An 18932-nucleotide genomic window follows, 5' to 3' on the forward strand; every position below is an offset into this window, starting at 1 on the left:
ATCTTTGCCAATCATTCACTTTTCTACGTCAGCAACGGCTTCTTCCTCGGAAATGGCGCGGCGCACTTTGATCATGTTACACAGCTGCCCCTTGGTCTTGATAGTTGATAGGTCATAGTGGGTCAGGAAGTTCCAATTGTTTTTGGCGTCGGCAAGGTAGCCTTTTTTGCGTTTAAGCGTTTCGGGCGTCTCGCCACCTGTAAATCCAAACATGTGATTTTCCTTTGGTTGATTTTTGATTTTTTCTCATTTTGGAAAATTCATTATGGACGTGTTTTAAAAGCGCAAACTAACCTGTGATGTGTATTTGAGTTTTATTTTGTTACCCGTATTCATGCGTCTCTTGCGTTTTGCATCAGGGAAGTCGGATGTCGCCTTTTATGACACGTGACAGTTAGGCTGTGTTTCTGAATCTAGTCAGTCGGAACGGGGTTGGGTCAACGCAGGGTGTTTCGCCGCGGACAAGTTCCGACATCAACCGCCCGCCGCCCGGGCCGCTGCCAAAGCCGTGGCCTGAAAAGCCAGTTGAAACGAAAAGCCCTGGTATCTTGTCAATGCTGCTGATAACTGGGATTGCATCCGGAGTGACATCCATGGCCCCGGACCAGGTATGGGTGAGTTTGGCGCTGGCGAACCCCGGATGGGCGCGGGTCAGGTTGACCAATGCGTTGCGCACAAATGGCTGATGCGGTTCCGGATCAAGTACACGGACTTCTTCAAACGGACTCATTTCATCAAGCTGCCAACTGCGTGGCATTTTCCATTCGTCTATGAACGTTCTGCCAATGCGAATGCGCAGTTCATGCCAACTGGTTTTCAGATTGGGGATATAATCGCGGAAGAGCCGTAAGCTGTCCAGGGTAATCTGAGAGACGTTGGCACTGCGTTCAGCCACCGTATACCCGCCATCAAGGCGTTTCCGAAAAGCAAAGTCTCCACCACCAACCGGCATTTCCGAAACATCGCCGACACCTTCAATACGGCAAGCCGTGCCAAGAATTTTGAGCTGGGGCAGATTGATCCCCAGATTGCCAAGGAATAGGCGTGACCAAACGCCACCGGCAACCACAACCGACGATGCCACTACTGTTCCTTTTTCAGTGACAACAGCACTGACGCGACCGGCTGTGGTTTCGATGCCACGTACCGCACAATTCTGTACGATGGTCGCCCCAAGTCGATCTGCTGCGCGCGCCATTTCCGGCACGGCTTGGCCCGGCTCAGCTCGCCCGTCATTGGCGGTATGCAGAGCCATTTTGAAATCTGGCGACAGTCCCGGAAGCAGGTCTTGCAGTTCGTGCCCATTGAGCACTTTCGACGGCATCCTGGCCGCTTTGGCGTACTCTCCCCATTTGGTGAATTCGTCGATTTCGCGCTTTGTCCGGCAAACATATGTAATGCCGGTTTCTCTATAGCCAGTGTCAATCTGGAAACGCCGATCCAGATCACGCCAGAGATTAAGGCTTTCAATCGTCAAGGGCAGCTCAACCGGATCGCGCCCCATCTGACGCGTCCATCCCCAGTTGCGCGAACTTTGTTCGGCCGCGACACGACCTTTTTCCAGAACTGCGACCGAAACACCAGCCTCGGCCAGAAACAGGGCGGTGGTGATGCCAGCGATGCCGCCCCCGATAATGGCGACATCGACTTTTTCAGGAAATGGGCGAATGGTTTCAAATACCTGGAGATGGGGTACGGACACTTTGAAAACTCCTTGCCAAAGTGCATTGGTAATCTGCCGGGATCATCAAGTCACAATCGTGATGCTAGTCACGATCGCCATTAAACACCAAGCTATTGATAAAAGAAGATTTTACGCCAAACGCACGCCTCGACAGTGAAGCGTGCGTTTGGCTACTGGTTGATTAACCGCGCGATCTTTCAATGAAATCCCGCAGACGGTACCATCCGGCAACAACCGGAACGAACCACGGCTTGCCGTTATAGAAAGGAACCGGCGTAAACTTGTCGCGGTCAAAGGCGGATGGTTGGTTCTGTTCACCCAGAATTTTGCGCGCGGTCTGATAGCCAAGATAAGTCATCAGAGCCACGCCGTTACCGTTGCAGCCAACCGCAAAGCTGCTCTGGTCGCGATCACCAAGATGGGCGATTTTATCTACCGTCATGGCGACCCGGCCGCTCCAAGCGTGGGTGATCTTGGTGCCGCGCAGTTGTGGCCAGATCGTGATCATGCGGGCATAAAGGCGTTTGGCTGCGGCCTTGTCCGACATATCAAATGCGCCAGGACGCGACCCGAACAGCAAACGCGTGCCATCCGGTGACGGACGGGTATAGATCAGATCACGGCGGGTATCCGACACCATGCGCGCATTGGGGATCAGTTCCGCCAGAAGATCGACCGGAAGCGGTTCGGTTGCGATCTGATAGCTTTTGACCGGCACAACGCGGCGGGCCACACTTGGCGTGGCATCAGCCCCAGTATAGCCGTTTGTGGCAGTGATTACCTGGGTTGCACGGATTTCACCACGCGCGGTTGGAACCATTTTCTCGCCGTTATCAAGTTCGCGGATGACACCGGCACGCGCGTGTGAACGCAAGACAACACCAGCTGCCTTAGCACGTTCACGCAATGCTTTGTGATACATGCCGGGATGAAGTCCACCATAATCATCAACTACCATGCCGCCATGATAGTAATCCGATCCGATGGCTTCGCGTTGATGATCACGATCAAGGAAGTTAACTTTTACACCGGTCTTTTCGGCAAGCAAGGCGCCATGGTGTTTCAGGATTTCAAAATTCGCACTGGAATGCGCACCAAAGAAGCGCCCGGTTACAGCCAGACCAGCATCAAGACCTTCGGTGTTGATAAGGGTCTTGAGGTAATCGAAGCTTTCATTGCTTTCACCGATCAGGCGCGACATCAGTTCGGGATCAACCCCGGTCAAGGCACCGCCAACGACGAGTTTCTGCCCACTTGATACCATGCCGCCTGATCGGGTCGAGCCCCCTTCGCCGATACGGTCCCCGTCAATCACCACCACATCACGCCCGGCACGGGCAAGATGGGTTGCGGCATTCAGGCCGGCATAACCCGATCCAATGACCACCACATCAGCTCGGGTTGGAAGCGGATCCAAGTTGGTTTCCGGTTCTCCGACTTCCCACCAATATGGCTTTTCCTTAAAGTCTGGGGCATAGATATCGTCAAAACGAGGCATGATGCGTCGGGCAGTTGCCCGCCTTTCTGTGGATAACAGGGTGGCGTCAGCGCCATCTGGCACTGCAGATTTCTTGAAAGGATTGCCGGGTCAAAACTTGCCTCAATGACCCGGCTTTAAGATCTTAGAGAACTTGTCCGAGGAACTCGCGCGTGCGTGGGTCTTGCGGGGTGTCGAACAGTTCTGCCGGAGGGGCATTCTCGACAATAAGTCCACGATCGGTGAAGCAGACCCGGTCGGCAACCTCGCGGGCGAACTTCATTTCGTGAGTGACGAGAATACAGGTCAGGCCATCATCAACCAGTTCGCGAATGGTCAGCAGGACCTCTTTGACAGTTTCCGGATCAAGGGCGGCTGTGACTTCGTCAAACAGGATGATTTCCGGCTGCATCGCCAGTGCCCGGGCAATCGCAACACGTTGCTGCTGACCACCCGAAAGCATGCCGGGATACGAGTCCGCCTTGTTGCCAAGACGCACCTTTTCGAGCAATTTGCGCGCGCGATCTTCGACCTCGGCACGCTCATGGCCCAGCACCTGGATCGGTGCCATCATGATATTCTCAAGGGCCGTCTTGTGCGGGAATAGGTTGTATTGCTGGAACACCATCGAGACTTGGTGGCGCAAGGGACGCATTTCCTTTTCGGAACGCAGTTCATGCACTCGATGTTTGCCAACACGGATATAACCTTCATCGATCGGAAGCAGGCCATTGATACAGCGCAGCACGGTCGACTTTCCCGAACCGGACGGTCCGATGATACAGACAGCTTCACCCTCGTTGACCGAAAGAGAGATGCCCTTGAGAACCTCGAAGTTACCAAACGACTTATGGATGTTATCGATCTCGATCAAAGCTTCGGAGCGCTTCATATGTTGTCACCTTTCACAGCACGTTCCAGCCGGCGCGCGAAGATCGCGATCGGGTAGCAATAGGCAAAGAACAGGAAGAGAGTTGTAAGATAGAAGTAGACCAGCACGCGTTCGCTCTCCATTGCGAGCGACGTGTTGAGGATCGTCAGCACGTCCTGAATACCGGTCACGGTTGCCAGTGCTGTTGCAATGGTCAGCAGGGCATAAAGGTTCATCCAGCCCGGGATCATCCGGCGCAATGCTTGTGGCAGAATGACATGGCGATAGATTTGCGGCGTCGTGTAACCAAGTGCGCGTGCCGCTTCCCACTGGCCGCTATGGATGGACTGAACCGCACCGCGCACGACTTCCGAAAGGTTGGCAGCGGTCGGCAACGCAAGACCAATCACCGCTTTGACAAAGGGCGGGAACGGAATGCGCAGGCCAAAGATCTCCACCTGGAACGGGAGGATGAAGAGCATGGCAAACAGCAAGACAAGCCAGGGCGAGTTGCGCAGGAAGTTCATGATGAAGAACGCCGGCAAACGTAAATAGGGTGATTGGGCAAGGGTCGAGATACCAAGCAGCGTGCCAAGAACCGTTGCCATGGCCATTGATGCAATTGACAGCAGAATGTTAAGAGCAAAACCGCCCGTGATCGGCCAACCATCGCCTTGACCGGTCAGAAGCAGGGGCAAACGCACTAAAACACGTCCCCAATGTTCTGCCCCACCCGCCATGGCATCTACCATAATCCAGCCGGCAACCGCAACCAGAACACCGCCGATCACAAGACGTTTTTTGCTGTCGTAGGAAAGTTCAAATGTCATGTTCATTGTTCCTTTCCATAGCCGGGCAGTGTCAGGTAGGCCTCAAGGCGACTCATGCCATAAGACAGGATGGACACCAGAACCACATAGATGATCAGGATGAGAATCATGACCTCGAGCGTTCTGAACGTATCGTTATAAATCTGACCTGCGTAATACATCAGCTCCGGCACGGTGATCACCGATGCCTGTGATGTGGTCTTGAACAGGTTGGTCAGAATGTTTGTCAAAGAAGGCAGGCAAACACGCGAAGCAATCGGTACTTCGATGCGCCAGAAGCGGGCCCAACGGCTATATCCAAGCGACCGCCCGGCTTCCGTGATGGCCTTTGGCATGGTTTCTAGACCGGACCGGAATGCCTCGATAGCAAGTGCGCCACCAAACAGACTGAGCGAAATGCACGCACAGGCAAAAGCACTGAGCAATGGCATCTTAAGTCCTGTGACCGGATCGGTTGTTTCCAACCCAAGGGTCGACAGGGTGAAATAGGCAAACAGCATTTGCAGAAGTGGTGGGGTATTGCGGAACACTTCAACAAAGAGTTCGATCAGGGCATCAAGCCAGAAGACACGTAATGAAAGGCCAAGGGCCCCAAGCATACCGATGAGGATAGCGACGCTCGATGAGAGCGCCGCAAGTTCCAAGGTATTGATCACACCGGTGACCAGCCAGCTTTGATAGGCCGGGTCGGCGAGCCAGGAATAATCAAGTCCGAACAACTGGCTACTCCGATGCTTAGTTCTGTGCCGCAGCGGCTTTTGCGCGCTCGGCAATATATTCCGAATGCGGCATTCCGAACACGGTTTCCCACTCGATCAGCTTGCCTTCGCCTTCTGCTTTGACGATCGCCTTGTTGACAGCCTCAGCAAATGCAGCGTCGTCTTCGCGTAAGCCGCCGGCCATAGGCAGATACTCATAAGGGGTGACAGCGATTTTGTAGTCAGACCAATCAGCTTCCTCGAGTTTCTTCTGGAGGGTCATGTCGTCAAAAACGAAGCCAATGCAGCGATTATCTTTTAGTGCGCGATAGGCGTCTGGCTGGTTTTTGAAGTTCACAAGATTAATGCCGAACTCTTCGGTCATTTTCTTGTTGTAGTAAGAACCTTGAATGCCGCAGATCGACTGACCTTTGAGCTGTTCCCAGTTGTCTACGGTTGCTGCTTTGGGCATCAGAACCGACGGACCCGCGGCATTGACATAGTGAACCGTAAAGTCGATGACCTCGTCACGTTGATCCGTTACGCCAAGGGTTGCGAAAATGACGTCAACACGACCGGCCTCAAGAAACTGAATGCGGTTTGCAGCAACGACAGGAACAAGTTCGATCTTGTCGGGCGAGCCCAACAGTTCACTTGCGACATATTTTGCAAGTTCGACTTCGAAGCCGACAGTTTCACCGGCATCGTTCAGGTATCCGTAGGGCGGATAATCGTTTTTTACACCGACGATCAACTTGTCACGTGCGATTACGTCGTCAAGCGTGTCTGCAAAAACTGTGTTGGATGCAACAGCGGATGCGAGGGCTATAGCCGAAACAGCAAGCTTTCCAAATTTGTTCATTTTTACTTCCCTGAGAGAGTACACACAAACGTGCGTTTTATTGGTGGCGACAAGTTCCGAGAAGGGTTCCTGCCCATCGAAATTAAATCGCTCATTTCGTAATCAGGTTTTTAATGGCGATTTAATTTTGAGCATTGAACCGATGTATTTCTCATAATACAAGGGATGTAGTTTCTATTTTTTACAATATGAGAAAATGACTCAAAAAACTGCAGCATCATCCGGGGGGGCCCAACTGCTTGATCGGGCCGTTTTGCTGATCGATTTGATCGCTAATGGCAAGGTTGAGGGAGTTTCGCTCAAGGAATTGGTCGAACTTTCCGGTTTAAACACAGCGACATGTCACCGTATTCTCAATACCTTAGTTGGTCACAAGCTGCTGGCACGTGATGATAAACGTCGAAGCTATAGGCTGGGAGCACGTATGGCTGTTTACGGTGCTCGCGCTGCGCGTGGCCCAGGACTTGTCAGTCGCTGCGAAATCGCTCTTGCACGGCTACGTCGAGAAACCGGCGATACAACTCACCTGATGGCGCGTTTCAATCACGACTCGGTCTGTCTGGATCGTCGCGATGGCGAATGTATCGTTCCGACTCTGACCGGTACTATTGGCGGCTCGGTACCGATTGGTGTCGGCCCGGGATCCATTTCCATGCTGGCCTTTCTTGACGAGGACGAGCAGGACTTCATCATCCGTGCAAATATGGGGCGCTATGCTCCCTACAAAAACCTGACGCGGGAAAAAATTCGTGACCTGATCGCTGGAACCAGAGAGCGCGGTTATGCCATTGATGACGGCGAATTGATCCCCGGGATCGCCGGGGTGGCCATGCCAATCATGCAAGATGGAGAGAAGCCGACTGCGTCGCTCGGTTTCACTTTGCTCTGTGCCAAAATGAGTCCAGGCATGTTTGAGCATTATGCGGCATTGCTGCAGAAGGAAATTGCAGCAATTACCGCATAGGCGTCACCCTAATAGGAATCGTCAAGAGAGCAGTTCATCCATAGCTCTGAAACACTGGCGCTGTTTGGCAGGTTTATGACGTGGAAGATAGATTCAGCCACGTCGCCTGCTGTTGTCAGCCCATCCGGATTTCCGCCAGCAAGCGGTGTGCCCATATCGGTTGCGACAAATCCTGGACACAGGGCTGTGGTACGTACACCCTGCTCAAACCCGGCGTGACGAAAGGCATGGCTAAGGCCAAGGGCCGCATACTTGGAAACTGAATAGGCACCGGAAATCGCTGATTTCACCCGCTTCCCTGACAGAGAAGAAACAATCACAACCCGACCGCGACCCTTCTCAAGCAGGGAGTTCCAGCAGGCCTGAACCAGTCGGCGTGGGCCGTTAACGTTGACATCGATCAGGGAATCAAATTCTGCGTCGGTAACATCAACCGCGCTTTTACGTACCATGATGCCAGCGTTGGCGACCACGGCATCAATACCGCCAAACTGTTCTCGCGCGGCTTTCACCCATTCCTTTGGGGCTTCACTGTCAGTCGCGTCATATGCAAAGACCTGTAGTTTTGCAGGATCAACCGTCCCAGCCCAATCGGGCATAGTAGGCTTGCGCATACCCATGGAAACATTCCAGCCAGCCTTGGCAAACGTGCGGGCTACTTCGTTGCCGATACCGCGGTTGGCACCGGAAATCAGAATGGTTTTTGTTTCAGACATAAAATTCAAACCTGTTTTTGTTAGGCATGTGGTGGAAGTTCGACACCTTCGCGGCGGGCCGCACGGGCTTCCTGAAAACGGAAATAGCGCAAACGCATTTTGGGTGCGAAAGACATAAAGAAAGGTGCCTTGTGTAATGGCTCGACCTTGAGATCGAGATCGCTTTCGGGTTTACCCATTGCCCAGTCCGATAATATCCCCCCCAGCATCGATCCGGTCGGTACACCACGCCCGGAAAGCCCGGTACAGGCAACCACACCAGGTGCCAGGTCATAAAGCCGTGGAATGGTTTTCATCTGCATATCCAGCTCGCCGAACCAGAAATATTCCCAGCGGATATCCTCGGAAATTTGTGGATGCAGGAATTTAAGGCGATCTGTCATCACCCGTCTTGTATAGGTCGGATCAGCCCCGCGACGTCCCATCGGGAACATCGAAGCGACGATGCGGCCTTCGTGATTGTATTTGTAAACGTAAATATCGCCGCGCCCGTCATGCATCGTTGTGTTGTGCGGCAGGACTTTCTTGCGGGTCTCGGGATCAAGCGGTTGGGTTGCGGCAACAAAGACCTTCATGATCTTGAAACTCTGATCAAGCCCTTTCCAGCCATCGATGGTATAGGCTCCGGTGGTAAAGATCACCTTGTCCGCCAATACCTCACCCGTTTGCGTTTTGACTTCCCATTTGCCTTGCGAGGGTACGACATTTGAAACCGGCGATCCGGTATAGATTTCGCCCCCTTCAGCCAGCACCGCCCGCGCCAGACCACGCGAATAGGAAAGTGGGTTCATATGCCCGCCCTCGGCGTGATACCAGCCACCATAGAAGCGCGGGCTTCCGGTTAATTGTCCGACTTCATCGGAATCGATCATCCGGCATTTTGCGCCCGCCTCGACATAGCTATCCGATTTGACCTTAAGCTTAGATAACGCGCCGGGGCGCAACGCCCCCATGACATAGCCATTCTGAACCCAGTCGCATTTGATGTCATATCGCGTGATCATATCCTTGACGCGCTCATTCGCACCAAGCTGACGTGCAATCAACCGTTCCGCCCAAGGCGCACCAAGCATTTTGTGTAAGGATGGCAAGCTGTAATAGCTAAAGGTCGGCGTGCAATGACCGGCATTGCGCCCAGACCCGCCAAACCCAGCTTCTTGTGCTTCGACCAGAACCACGCGAACGCCCTGCTTAGCCAGTTCAAGGGCGGTCGTCAGTCCGGTAAATCCAGCGCCGACGACACAAACATCGGCCTGTTTGCGTCCGACAAGTGTGGTTGTTTCAGGGGCGGGCGCCGCAGTCACATACCACAGCGTTGTCTCAAAAGGGGAAAACTTGCTCATGGAGGTTTCCTGTCAAAATAGCCGCATCGGCGAACGCAAAACAACTGAAACTGTGCCGATGGGGGCGTGGATAGATCACGGTGACACGTGCTTCCAAGGCATGACAGAAGAGCAAGGTATGTTCTATCTGTGTTTTTATAATATGATAAGTTTATCTAAAAATTCCATAATGTGCTTAAGTGAAAGCTGGTCTTATGATCAAGGGAAGCACCCATTTATCTGCTTGGTAGTCGTTTGTTTTCGCTATACCGCGTCATTCTCTTTTTCTTGCGAAGTGATGTCGATTTTGAGACAGATAAAATGCTCAGGGGAAACGTTCGAAGATACATGCTTTGAAAAAAGTCATCCCCGATTGCTATCACTTGGTGCGGCTTGATTGGGTGCCATCGTCTTGCATGGTGATCGGCGCACTGATGGTGTTCAAATGCCGCATATCAATCGCTTGCGGCTCTGAGTTTATTCAGATCCGCGCATCAGATATAGCTGCTCAAATTATCATAATCCGCTTTATGAGTTACGGATATTCTCTAATTTTCCTTATGAATGTTTAGCAGTTACCAATTTAGGAAGCTCCACAATCGCGCCCCTTTTTTGAATGACATGTCCTGCGACGTTCTGAGCAAGGGAAATGGCATCATCAAGGCTTTTGCCGGAGAATTTTGCGTAGATGAAACCGGCGTTAAATGAATCGCCTGCTCCAGTCGTGTCGATTGGTTTGATTTTTTGCGGTGCGAAACGTGTTTCAGCAGTTTCCAAAGCCCGATGTATGATTTCTGAATCAGCGTTCTTTACGACAACTTCCTCGCATCCCAGCGCAAGGTAACGGTGCGCGGTGTCAGAAGGCGAGGGATCACCAAACGCGTCCTGCTCATCTGAAAAGCTAGGCATGACGAGGTTTGATAGAGCGGCTGCACGCTCAACCGTCTCACACATCTCATTCTGTGTTTTCCAGAGCTTTGGGCGGAGGTTCGGGTCAAAAATAACCTGCTGGCCGTTTTTGCGGGCGTTTCCGATGAGGCGAAGGAAAGTTTCGCGGTCTTTTGGCGGAAGTATCGCAAGGGTTATTCCCGAGAAGTAAATCACATCCTGCTCGGTCATGACCTGCTGCAAAATATCAGGATCAGTAGCAAGCAGTCTTGCCGCCGAGTTTTCACGCCAATAAGAGAAACTCCTTTCGCCATCTTGCAAATGGATTGCATAGAGGCCGGGCTGACGGTTCGCGATCCTGACGATGTGATCCACCGCAAATCCTGCACGTTGCAAGAATGCATGCATCTCGTCAGAAAGGCGATCTTGGCCAAGTGCTGTAAAATACTCGACGTCCCATGTTTCTTCGAACAATTGCCGGAGATACCAAGCAGTGTTCATGGTATCTCCGGCGAAACCCTGTTGCCAAAGGCCTGTTTCAGCAGGAGAAAGTTCGACCATGCATTCGCCGATGCAAAGCACTTTGTTTGAGGTTTTCATCAGCTGAAATCCAATTGTACTTTCATGGATTGGCTGCGATCCGATGCAAGGTCAAAGGCCTTTTGCGCGTCCCGGAAGGGGAGCACCGAACTGATGATCGGCGAAACATCAATCACCTTGCGGTCAATCAGTTCTGCGGCCTGGGCAAATTCCGCATCAAAGCGGAAGCTTCCGATCATTCTGACTTCTTTGGTGACTGCAAGACTAAGCGGCAGTTCGCCGTTGCCGCCAAGCCCGACCGAGATGATCGTGCCACCTGGTTTTACCACGTCGAAGGCCTTGGCAAGTGCCTGCGGACTGCCGGAGCACTCGAACACAACATCCTGAGTGCCCTTGTTCATGCCAAGCGTTTTAAAGTCATCGGCGTTCTGGGTGACATCAATGCAGCTATTTGCACCTGCCTGTTGGGCGATATCCAAGGCCGCCCGTGACAGGTCCGTCGCTGTAATCCAGTGCGCTCCGGAATGGGCAGCGGCCAAAATGGTCAGGCAACCGATAGGGCCGCAGCCGGAAACGAGGACTTTTTTCCCCGACAGCGCCCCGGCCTGATGCACAGCATGCAAGCAGACGGCCAACGGTTCGCTGCAGGCGGCGTGTTCCATGTTGATGTCCGGGGACAGTTTGACCAACTGTTCTGCGGGCAGGTTGATCTGCTGGCGGAACAGGCCCTGTTGATGGGGAAAGCGCATTGCGCTGCCAAAGAAACGCATGTCCGTGCATTGATTGCGCATATTTGCGCGGCAATACTGGCATTCGTTGCAGGGCATGGAGGGGTTGACCGCGACCTTGTCATTTACAAAGAGGTCAGTGACGTTTTGGCCAATGGCAACGATCTTGCCAGCGACTTCATGCCCCAACGTCATGGGTTCGCGGATTTTAACCGTCCCAAAACCGCCATTATGGTAGTAATGCAGGTCCGAACCGCAAATGCCGCCCTTGTCAATCTGGACGGTGACCATGCCCGGTTGCGGTGCACCGGGCTGATCGATCGGGTCCACCCGCAGATCATGGGGTGAGTGTATGACAACAGAGTACATGTAAGATCACCCTAAAGAACAGAAATCATGCCGCCATCGGCATAGATGATCTGACCGTTCACATAGTTCGACGCATCCGAGCAGAGATAAATCGCCGTGCCGATAAGTTCTTCGGGCTTGCCCCAGCGGCGTGCCGGCGTGCGTCCTTTGACCCATGCGTCGAATTCCGGGTTGGATGTGAGCGCCTCGTTCATGTCGGTCAGCATGTAGCCCGGCCCAATCGCATTCGCCTGAAGACCGTGTTCGGCCCATTCGGCCGCCATCGCCTTGGTCAGCATTTTGATGCCACCCTTGGCAACGGTGTAGGGGGCGACGGTTGCGCGTGCCAGTTCGCTTGTGAGGGATCCGATATTAACGATTTTGCCGTAACCGCGTTTGACCATACGTTTGGCGGCTTCGCGGCCAATCATGAAGGCCGATGTCAGGTTGGTATCAATCACGCGCTGCCAGTCGGCAGTGTCCAGTTCCAGCATGGGTTTGCGGAACTGGATACCAGCGTTATTGATCAGGATGTCGACCTGCACACCTGCGGCGTCCAAGCGGTCAAAAGCAGCCTTGATTGCGGCTTCGTCGGTTACGTCAAACAGAGACGTATCGACATTCATGCCCTTTGCCGACATTTCTTTTTGTGCCTGTGAAAGTCGGTCTGCATTGGTGCCATTAAGGATTACTGTGGCACCGGCTGCGGCCAAGCCTTCGGCAAAGGCGCGGCCAAGTCCACGTGAAGAGCCGGTTATGAGCGCCGTTTTTCCGGCGAGCGAGAAAAGTTCGAGAGACATGGTTCCTCCAACGGGCTTTTATTTTCAGGCTTTGCTTTCGCGAACGGTCAGGTCGCTGCGATCAAAGAAGGATTTCAGCAGTTCGACACCAAGGCCGGGGCCTTCCATCGGATAGACGTAGCCGTTTTCGATTTTCGGAACGGCGGTCACCAGTTCGTTATACCAGCCCTTATAGAAGGCGCGGACGCTTTCCTGAATAAGGGTGTTGGGCTGGCTAAACGACATGTGAATTGCGGCCGCAAAACCAACCGGACCGATGCAGTCATGCGGGGCAAACGGGCGGTGCCATGTTTCCGCAAGAGCGGCGATTTTTTTGCCTTCGGTAAGGCCGCCGGTCCAGCACAGGTCAACCATGACAACATGGGTTGCATCACGATCAAGCATATCCTTATAGGGCCAGCGTGATCCCAGTGTTTCACTGGCACAGGTCCAGACATCGGTCGATGACGCGAATTCTGCCAAGGCCTGCGGGGAGTTCATCCGGATCGGGTCTTCGTACCAGGTCGGGCTGAACTGTTCGAGTTCGCGGGCAATTTTTTTGGCGGTCGGCAGGTTCCACTGAGAATGGAACTCGACCATGATTTCCATCTTGTCGCCGACAGCCTTGCGGATTTCTTCGAAAGGATGGATCGCCTTTTTCATCTGTTCGGCGGTGATGTACTGCCCACGTGTTTCGGCAGCCATCGGGTCAAACGGCCAGATTTTCATTGCCGTGATGCCGGATTCCAGAAGGTTTTCGGCCAGTTGGGCCGGGCGGTTCATGAAACCGTCGAGATCCTCATAGGGGCCTTCCGGCTCGCCGAGGTTCCAGTTAGAGACAGGCTTGATGTTGTTGGTGCGGACATAGCGATATCCAGCACAGGTGTTGTAAACCCGGATTTTATCCCAGCACAAACCACCCAGCATTTGGTGGACAGGCTGTTCGCATACTTTGCCAAAGATGTCCCAAAGCGCAATATCGATGGCAGAGGCGGCACGATATTCCGCCCCCGTCGATGATTGTGCCATCGGCAAATTGACCATTTCCTTGTGCAGGGCTTCGATATGAAGCGGGTTCTGCCCGATCAGGCGCCCGGCCAGCGTTTCGTGAATGTGGGCTTCGACCGCACCCGCACCATAGAAGGTTTCGCCAAGGCCAGTGATCCCGGCGTCTGTTTCGACATGGACCCAAAGTACATTGGCAAATTCGTCCACGCGGTAGGTTTTGATAGCTGTGATCTTCATTTTCTTATCCGAATTCAGATTAATTGAGTATTTCCGGGAGCCATAGCGCGATGGACGGGAATGTCAGCATCAACGCCAGGAAGGCGATCTGAATGAGCATGAAAGGCCAAAGAGATGCGAAAATCGTCTGAAGGGTGATTTCCGGCGGAGCGACGCTTTTTAGATAGAAAGCGGCCGGGCCAAATGGCGGTGACAGGAAAGCCACCTGCATGGTCAGTGAGAACAGAACCCCGAACCATACCGGGTCATAGCCGAGCTGGGTGACGATTGGCACAAAGATCGGAATGGTCAAAAGCAGGATGCCAATCCAGTCCATAAACAACCCGAGGACGATGAAGATCGCCATCATCAGCATGATTGTAACAACAGGCGCAATATCCAGACCGGTGATCATGCCAGTGACAAAGCGCTGTCCACCTGACAGGTTGTAAATGGCAATCAGTGATGCCGCCCCAAACGTGACCCAAAGGATAATCCCGCAAGATTGCAGAGTACGTGTCAGGGCCTGCCAAAGCATTGTGATGTTCAGTTCAGAGCGCAGGGCAATGATCAGAATGGACATGCCGACCGCAATGCCTGCGGCTTCGGTAATTGACGTTACCCCACCGTAAATGCAGCCGAATACGATACCGATCAGGACAAGTAACGGCAGGATGCCGCGCAAAAAGTCCTGTTTTGTAAACGGTTCGGTTCTTTCCGGTGCTTTTGGGGTCAGCGCCGGGTTGAGTGTGCAGCGGATGTAGATATAGGCAAAGTACGCAAAGGCAAGTGCGAAGCCCGGTACGAAGGATGCCAAGAAGAGTTTTTGAACCGAAACGTCAGCGGTCAGTCCATAAATAATCAGGACAATTGACGGCGGAACCATGGTGCCCAGTGACCCGCCGGCGCAGATGATCCCGATAGAAAGTTTCCGATCATATTTCAGGCGCATCATCTGTGGCAGGGCAATCAGACCCAGCAGAACGATTTCGCCGCCAATGATGCCGCTGATCGCGGCCATGAAAACGGAAATGATCAGGGTCACGGTCGCAACGCCGCCCTTTAAATGCCCGAAAATCTTGAACAGGGCATCATAAAGATCCTGGGCGAGCCGGGACCGTTCAAGCAATGTTGCCATCAGTATGAAAAGCGGCACAGACAGCAGTGAGTATTCGGTCGCAAGTCCGTAAACTGTTTTATGTGCAAGTGCTATAACCGCCGGGCCAAATTTCAGATAGCTGACAAGAACGGCCAGTGAGCCCGCAGCAAAAGCCAGCGGAACACCCAGCGCCATTAGGGCAAAGACACCGCCGACGAGGATAATTGATATAAGTTCAATCGACACGGTTGTCCTCCGTGACTGATTCTGCGGTGTCGGCTGGAGTGCCAAGGAATCTTTTGACGCAGTTGATGACCGCGTAAAGCGCCATCAATCCGGTTGTCAGAACAATAAGGGGCTTCACCGTTGCCGGGATCGGCGGGTTCCATGCGGTACCAAACGGTTCCCAATTCATCAGAGATTGCCACGAACTGGGCGCACCGAACCACGCAATGCCAAGGCAAAATGTCAGGCAGCAAGCCAGCGTGATGAGATCGAATATGCGCTGAAGCCATGCGGGGCACGCGTCATAAAGGACTGTAATTCTGAGATGCTGGTCTCTTTGCATGGCATAGAGACCAGCGGCCAGAAACAGGATTGCCGATAGCCACAAAGCCAGTTCATTGGCCCAGATTGTCGGAGTTTTGAAAATGTAGCGTGCGATGACTTCGTAAAAAGTCACCCCGACAATAATCAATAGAAGTAGGGAAAATAGTGCGACGATGAATTGAAAGCTGCGCACGCGTTTCGGGGTTGCCTGCATCGCGGACCTCCAGAAAAGCCCTCGGGGGATATCCCCCGAGGATCAAAATGATGGACTTGCTGGTTAGTCGAGGATGCCGTTTTTCTTCATATACGCGATATGTGCGTCATAAGCCGCTTTGGCTTCTGGGCTGCGCGTTGCCCAGTCGGCCCAAACCTCCTGGGCTGCTTTGCGGAATGCCTGGCGGTCTGCGTCGCTCCAATCTTCCAGGGTGATGCCAGCCTCGGTCAGCTCTTTGGCAGCTTCTTTGTCAAGCTTGGTTGATTCGGCAATGACTTCCGGGGCAATGGTTGCAATCGCGTTTTCCATGGCCGTTTGCTGTGACTCGTTCAACGCGTTCCATTTTTCCAGGTTAATGGCGATATGTTCGATCGGCATGGAATGGAAGCCAGGATAGGTCGCATATTTTGCGATATCATACAGGCCAAGTTTCTTGTTCACAGCAAGCGTGGATGCATCTGCGCCGGAAACAGTGCCCGTCGACATGGCGGTAAATACCTCGCCAAACGGCATGACAACCGGGCCTGCACCAAGTTTCTGGAAAATTTCAGACTCCATGCCAGGGGGCGAACGGAATTTCCAACCCTTGAGGTCTTCAATACCCGCCAGCGGCGTGGTTGAGCTCAGCGATTCCGGGGTTGCGATGAACACCCCGACAAGATGCATGTTGAATTTGTGATAAAGCTCGTTGGCAAGATCAAGGCCGCCATCCTCGTACCAGCCAAGAAGCTGCTCCGGGGTGCTATATCCGCCCATGATGTCGCCATAGAACTGGAAGGCCGGGTTCTTGCCCGTGATATAGCCAGCACCCGTTGCGTCACCATCGATGATACCCATGCTGGATGCTTCGAAGGCCTCGTTCGAGTTGACGACCGACGAGCTGGTGTGCATTTCGACCTGCACCGTGCCATCGGAATATTCTTTTACAAGGTCAGCAAATCGCAGCAAAGCTTTGCCCTGCAGCGAGGAGGCGTTGTGGTGTGTCTGGAATTGCAGCGGGGTCGGGTCGGACGCGAGTGCCTGTGATGCCGTGAAAGCCAGAAAGCCGGTGGTGGCCAAGGCGGTCAGTGTTTTTGTTAGTTTTTTCATGTCGTTGGTTCCTCCCTTATGTGACATGTCGTGATATTTCACGAAACATCAGTAACATGCAATGCGCGATAACTTCAATAGTTTTGCTTTCTCGTGTGTGGGAAAATGTGTATATGATATTGAATAAAAACAAATATATTGTGACTTTTTATAAAATTACAGAGACAAAGAATGGCATCAAAACAAAAACATAAGGTCATTTCGGGTATTCCTTCCGAACCGGGTAAAGCAGGCTCCGGCAGTGGAAGAAACCTGAACGAGGTAGCCTATAACAAGCTTGAAGAGCTTATTGTTACGTGTGAGTTGAAGCCTGGCAGTTATCTGCGAATACAGGATTTGCAAACTGCAACCGGCATCAGTCGCACGCCAGTCCATCAGGCGGTAACACGCTTGGCCGCGGATACGCTGATGATCATTCAGCCGCGTCAAGGTATTCAGATTGCGCCGATTGATCTTACGCGTACACATTTGCTGCTGCGGCTGCGCCGCGATATGGAAAGGTTTGTTGTGTCCCTGGCGAGCGCGCGTGCCAGTACATCGCACAGAAGTCAGATGCGCCATCTAATCGGTCTTTTGTCAAAGCATCGAGACGAGATGACGATTGTCGAGTTCAACGAATTTGATCGCCGGATTGATCAAATGATGCTGGCAGCCTGCGGCGAGCCGTTTCTTGAATATACGCTGCGCCCTTTGCACACGATTTTCCGCCGTCTGGGATGGATTTATCATACACAGACGGATGATGGGGTGTCCCTTGACGTGACCATCGACAGCCATCTGGATGTGCTGAATGCGGTTGTGGAGGGGAAAAAGGACGAGGCATTGGTTGCGTCGGACAAGCTGATTGATTTTGTGGATGCGATGTTTCCGGTGCTTGAAAGCAGTATCGCACCGAGCATTTTTGACGTGACTCAGGACTTCGATCCATTTTGATTTAGAGGTTTGACCTCCGTTGTGATTTTACAGTTTTTCTATTGAAATTTTGTAAAATATCAGAAAATATCAAAGTGCAAAAATAATAACCACATGTGGGAGGATTTCGTGAAGGTCGTGTTCCATGGGGCGAATGCCTCGACTTTTCATCCCGGTTTTGCCGAATTACTTGATGAGGCCCATGAGCTTGTTCTGCTGCCCGATCATCTGGGCAGTGATGCTGATTGGCAAGACTATGCCAGTGCAGATGTCATCATTGGTATCAAGTTCGACGAGACTTTTCCGACGCCACGCAGCCTGAAACTGTACCAAGTGCCGGGGGCTGGTTACGATGGCATCCGTGTTCCGGAGCTGCCGGTTGAAGCCGATCTTTGCAATTGCTTTGGGCATGAAATTGCGATTGCGGAATACGCCATGTGTGCGCTGCTGTCACGTCATGTCCCGCTTGCCGATGCCGACGCGCGTTTGCGCAAAGGGGACTGGAAGTATTGGGCCGGTGGGCCATCTGGCATGAGAACCGAGCTTGGGAGTACCACAATCGGTATTCTTGGGTACGGGCACATCGGCAAAGCGATCGCCCAACGCGCCAAAGCCTTTGGTATGGGGGTTCAAGTCGCCAACCGTTCCATGCCGGAAGACCAAGGCCAGGTTGATGCTTTCTATGAAATTGACAATTTCAAGGAAATGCTGGCGAACGTGGATGTTGTCGTGAATACACTGCCGCTGGCGGAAAACACAACTGGCCTTGTTGATGGCAAGGCGTTTGCCAGCATGAAGCCGAATGCGGTTCTCATGAATGTCGGCCGTGGTGGCGTGGTTGAAGAAGAGGCCCTTTTTAAGGCGCTTAAAGACGGCCTGATCGAACATGCATTCATTGATACATGGTACCAATATCCAACGGCACCTGATGTGGAGACATTCCCCTCGCGCTTACCATTCCACGAGCTCAGCAATGTCACTATGACGCCCCACATGTCTGGCTGGACGCATGGAACGATTGAGCGGCGCAAACAAACAATGGCTGAAAACATCAATCTGATTGGTCATGGGAAAGAACCAAACAATCGCATAAAGCGATAGGTCTCCTGTGACTTCGTCTCCCACCGACCAGATTACT

At 52.8% G+C, this 18932-nt stretch carries 19 protein-coding genes; 3 read left to right on the forward strand and 16 right to left on the reverse strand.

The features are described 5' to 3' along the window. Positions 1-15: 15 nt before the first annotated feature. From B3Z49_RS21605 to B3Z49_RS21635, 7 genes are all read right to left on the reverse strand, one after another. The gene (locus B3Z49_RS21605; RefSeq protein WP_296994831.1) at positions 16-213 is read right to left on the reverse strand and encodes a hypothetical protein; all 198 of its coding nucleotides are present in this window, start codon (positions 211-213) and stop codon (positions 16-18) included. 181 nt (positions 214-394) lie between these two features. Then, positions 395-1702, reverse strand: a complete 1308-nt coding sequence (locus B3Z49_RS21610) for an NAD(P)/FAD-dependent oxidoreductase (protein WP_296994833.1) — start codon at positions 1700-1702, stop codon at positions 395-397. Positions 1703-1865: 163 nt separating this feature from the next. Continuing rightward, positions 1866-3101 carry an NAD(P)/FAD-dependent oxidoreductase gene (locus tag B3Z49_RS21615; RefSeq protein WP_296994835.1) on the reverse strand — a complete coding sequence of 412 codons (1236 nt, stop codon included), beginning with the start codon at positions 3099-3101 and terminating at the stop codon, positions 1866-1868. 205 nt (positions 3102-3306) lie between these two features. Beyond that, positions 3307-4053 (reverse strand): amino acid ABC transporter ATP-binding protein, encoded by a 747-nt coding sequence (locus B3Z49_RS21620; RefSeq protein ID WP_296994837.1) that lies wholly within the window; start codon positions 4051-4053, stop codon positions 3307-3309. Further along, on the reverse strand, positions 4050-4862 hold the full coding sequence (locus B3Z49_RS21625) for an amino acid ABC transporter permease (RefSeq protein ID WP_296994840.1): 813 nt from the start codon (positions 4860-4862) through the stop codon (positions 4050-4052). Before B3Z49_RS21625 ends, B3Z49_RS21620 begins: the two co-directional genes overlap by 4 nt. A 2-nt stretch (positions 4863-4864) precedes the next feature. After that, positions 4865-5581: an amino acid ABC transporter permease gene (locus B3Z49_RS21630; protein WP_296994843.1), complete on the reverse strand. Its 717-nt coding sequence runs from the start codon at positions 5579-5581 to the stop codon at positions 4865-4867. Between the two features lie 16 nt (positions 5582-5597). Beyond that, positions 5598-6422, reverse strand: a complete 825-nt coding sequence (locus B3Z49_RS21635; RefSeq protein WP_296994846.1) for a transporter substrate-binding domain-containing protein — start codon at positions 6420-6422, stop codon at positions 5598-5600. A gap of 196 nt (positions 6423-6618) precedes the next feature. Between B3Z49_RS21635 and B3Z49_RS21640 the strand changes: the two genes are divergently transcribed. Further along, a complete protein-coding gene (locus B3Z49_RS21640) occupies positions 6619-7386 on the forward strand; it encodes an IclR family transcriptional regulator (RefSeq protein ID WP_296994849.1) in 768 nt (255 codons plus the stop codon). A gap of 8 nt (positions 7387-7394) precedes the next feature. Here B3Z49_RS21640 and B3Z49_RS21645 read toward each other — a convergent pair whose 3' ends face one another. From B3Z49_RS21645 to B3Z49_RS21685, 9 genes are all read right to left on the reverse strand, one after another. After that, a complete protein-coding gene (locus B3Z49_RS21645) occupies positions 7395-8102 on the reverse strand; it encodes an SDR family NAD(P)-dependent oxidoreductase (protein ID WP_296994852.1) in 708 nt (235 codons plus the stop codon). Positions 8103-8122: 20 nt separating this feature from the next. Beyond that, complete coding sequence (locus tag B3Z49_RS21650; RefSeq protein ID WP_296994855.1) at positions 8123-9445, reverse strand: NAD(P)/FAD-dependent oxidoreductase; 1323 nt, start codon at positions 9443-9445, stop codon at positions 8123-8125. A 537-nt stretch (positions 9446-9982) separates the two neighbouring features. Further along, positions 9983-10912 carry a sugar kinase gene (locus B3Z49_RS21655; RefSeq protein WP_296994857.1) on the reverse strand — a complete coding sequence of 310 codons (930 nt, stop codon included), beginning with the start codon at positions 10910-10912 and terminating at the stop codon, positions 9983-9985. Continuing rightward, positions 10912-11949, reverse strand: a complete 1038-nt coding sequence (locus B3Z49_RS21660; protein WP_296994858.1) for an L-idonate 5-dehydrogenase — start codon at positions 11947-11949, stop codon at positions 10912-10914. Before B3Z49_RS21660 ends, B3Z49_RS21655 begins: the two co-directional genes overlap by 1 nt. An 11-nt stretch (positions 11950-11960) precedes the next feature. Continuing rightward, positions 11961-12728: an SDR family oxidoreductase gene (locus B3Z49_RS21665; protein ID WP_296994861.1), complete on the reverse strand. Its 768-nt coding sequence runs from the start codon at positions 12726-12728 to the stop codon at positions 11961-11963. Between the two features lie 24 nt (positions 12729-12752). Then, positions 12753-13952, reverse strand: a complete 1200-nt coding sequence (locus B3Z49_RS21670; RefSeq protein WP_296994865.1) for a mandelate racemase/muconate lactonizing enzyme family protein — start codon at positions 13950-13952, stop codon at positions 12753-12755. Between the two features lie 19 nt (positions 13953-13971). Then, complete coding sequence (locus tag B3Z49_RS21675) at positions 13972-15276, reverse strand: TRAP transporter large permease (RefSeq protein ID WP_296994868.1); 1305 nt, start codon at positions 15274-15276, stop codon at positions 13972-13974. Continuing rightward, the gene (locus B3Z49_RS21680; protein ID WP_296994870.1) at positions 15266-15793 is read right to left on the reverse strand and encodes a TRAP transporter small permease subunit; all 528 of its coding nucleotides are present in this window, start codon (positions 15791-15793) and stop codon (positions 15266-15268) included. Before B3Z49_RS21680 ends, B3Z49_RS21675 begins: the two co-directional genes overlap by 11 nt. Before the next feature lie 63 nt (positions 15794-15856). Next, entirely contained in the window at positions 15857-16882 is a 1026-nt protein-coding gene (locus tag B3Z49_RS21685) for a TRAP transporter substrate-binding protein (protein ID WP_296994872.1), read from the reverse strand. A gap of 171 nt (positions 16883-17053) precedes the next feature. Here B3Z49_RS21685 and B3Z49_RS21690 point away from each other — a divergent pair, with 171 nt between their 5' ends. Together B3Z49_RS21690 and B3Z49_RS21695 are read left to right on the forward strand one after the other, a co-directional pair. Beyond that, entirely contained in the window at positions 17054-17815 is a 762-nt protein-coding gene (locus B3Z49_RS21690) for a GntR family transcriptional regulator (protein WP_296994874.1), read from the forward strand. Positions 17816-17923: 108 nt separating this feature from the next. After that, a complete protein-coding gene (locus tag B3Z49_RS21695) occupies positions 17924-18895 on the forward strand; it encodes a 2-hydroxyacid dehydrogenase (RefSeq protein WP_296994877.1) in 972 nt (323 codons plus the stop codon). Positions 18896-18932: the final 37 nt, after the last annotated feature.

The sequence above is a fragment of the Thalassospira sp. UBA1131 genome (assembly GCF_002311515.1).
GTDB lineage: Bacteria > Pseudomonadota > Alphaproteobacteria > Rhodospirillales > Thalassospiraceae > Thalassospira.

Excerpts from the sequence above, each read along its gene's own strand:
- B3Z49_RS21690 (WP_296994874.1), top strand. The coding sequence starts at position 17,054 with ATGGCATCAAAACAAAAACATAAGGTCATTTCGGGTATTCCTTCCGAA.
- B3Z49_RS21655 (WP_296994857.1), bottom strand. The coding sequence starts at position 10,912 with ATGAAAACCTCAAACAAAGTGCTTTGCATCGGCGAATGCATGGTCGAA.
- B3Z49_RS21640 (WP_296994849.1), top strand. The coding sequence starts at position 6,619 with ATGACTCAAAAAACTGCAGCATCATCCGGGGGGGCCCAACTGCTTGAT.
- B3Z49_RS21650 (WP_296994855.1), bottom strand. The coding sequence starts at position 9,445 with ATGAGCAAGTTTTCCCCTTTTGAGACAACGCTGTGGTATGTGACTGCG.
- B3Z49_RS21635 (WP_296994846.1), bottom strand. The coding sequence starts at position 6,422 with ATGAACAAATTTGGAAAGCTTGCTGTTTCGGCTATAGCCCTCGCATCC.
- B3Z49_RS21670 (WP_296994865.1), bottom strand. The coding sequence starts at position 13,952 with ATGAAGATCACAGCTATCAAAACCTACCGCGTGGACGAATTTGCCAAT.
- B3Z49_RS21620 (WP_296994837.1), bottom strand. The coding sequence starts at position 4,053 with ATGAAGCGCTCCGAAGCTTTGATCGAGATCGATAACATCCATAAGTCG.
- B3Z49_RS21605 (WP_296994831.1), bottom strand. The coding sequence starts at position 213 with ATGTTTGGATTTACAGGTGGCGAGACGCCCGAAACGCTTAAACGCAAA.
- B3Z49_RS21685 (WP_296994872.1), bottom strand. The coding sequence starts at position 16,882 with ATGAAAAAACTAACAAAAACACTGACCGCCTTGGCCACCACCGGCTTT.
- B3Z49_RS21660 (WP_296994858.1), bottom strand. The coding sequence starts at position 11,949 with ATGTACTCTGTTGTCATACACTCACCCCATGATCTGCGGGTGGACCCG.
- B3Z49_RS21680 (WP_296994870.1), bottom strand. The coding sequence starts at position 15,793 with ATGCAGGCAACCCCGAAACGCGTGCGCAGCTTTCAATTCATCGTCGCA.
- B3Z49_RS21665 (WP_296994861.1), bottom strand. The coding sequence starts at position 12,728 with ATGTCTCTCGAACTTTTCTCGCTCGCCGGAAAAACGGCGCTCATAACC.
- B3Z49_RS21625 (WP_296994840.1), bottom strand. The coding sequence starts at position 4,862 with ATGACATTTGAACTTTCCTACGACAGCAAAAAACGTCTTGTGATCGGC.
- B3Z49_RS21645 (WP_296994852.1), bottom strand. The coding sequence starts at position 8,102 with ATGTCTGAAACAAAAACCATTCTGATTTCCGGTGCCAACCGCGGTATC.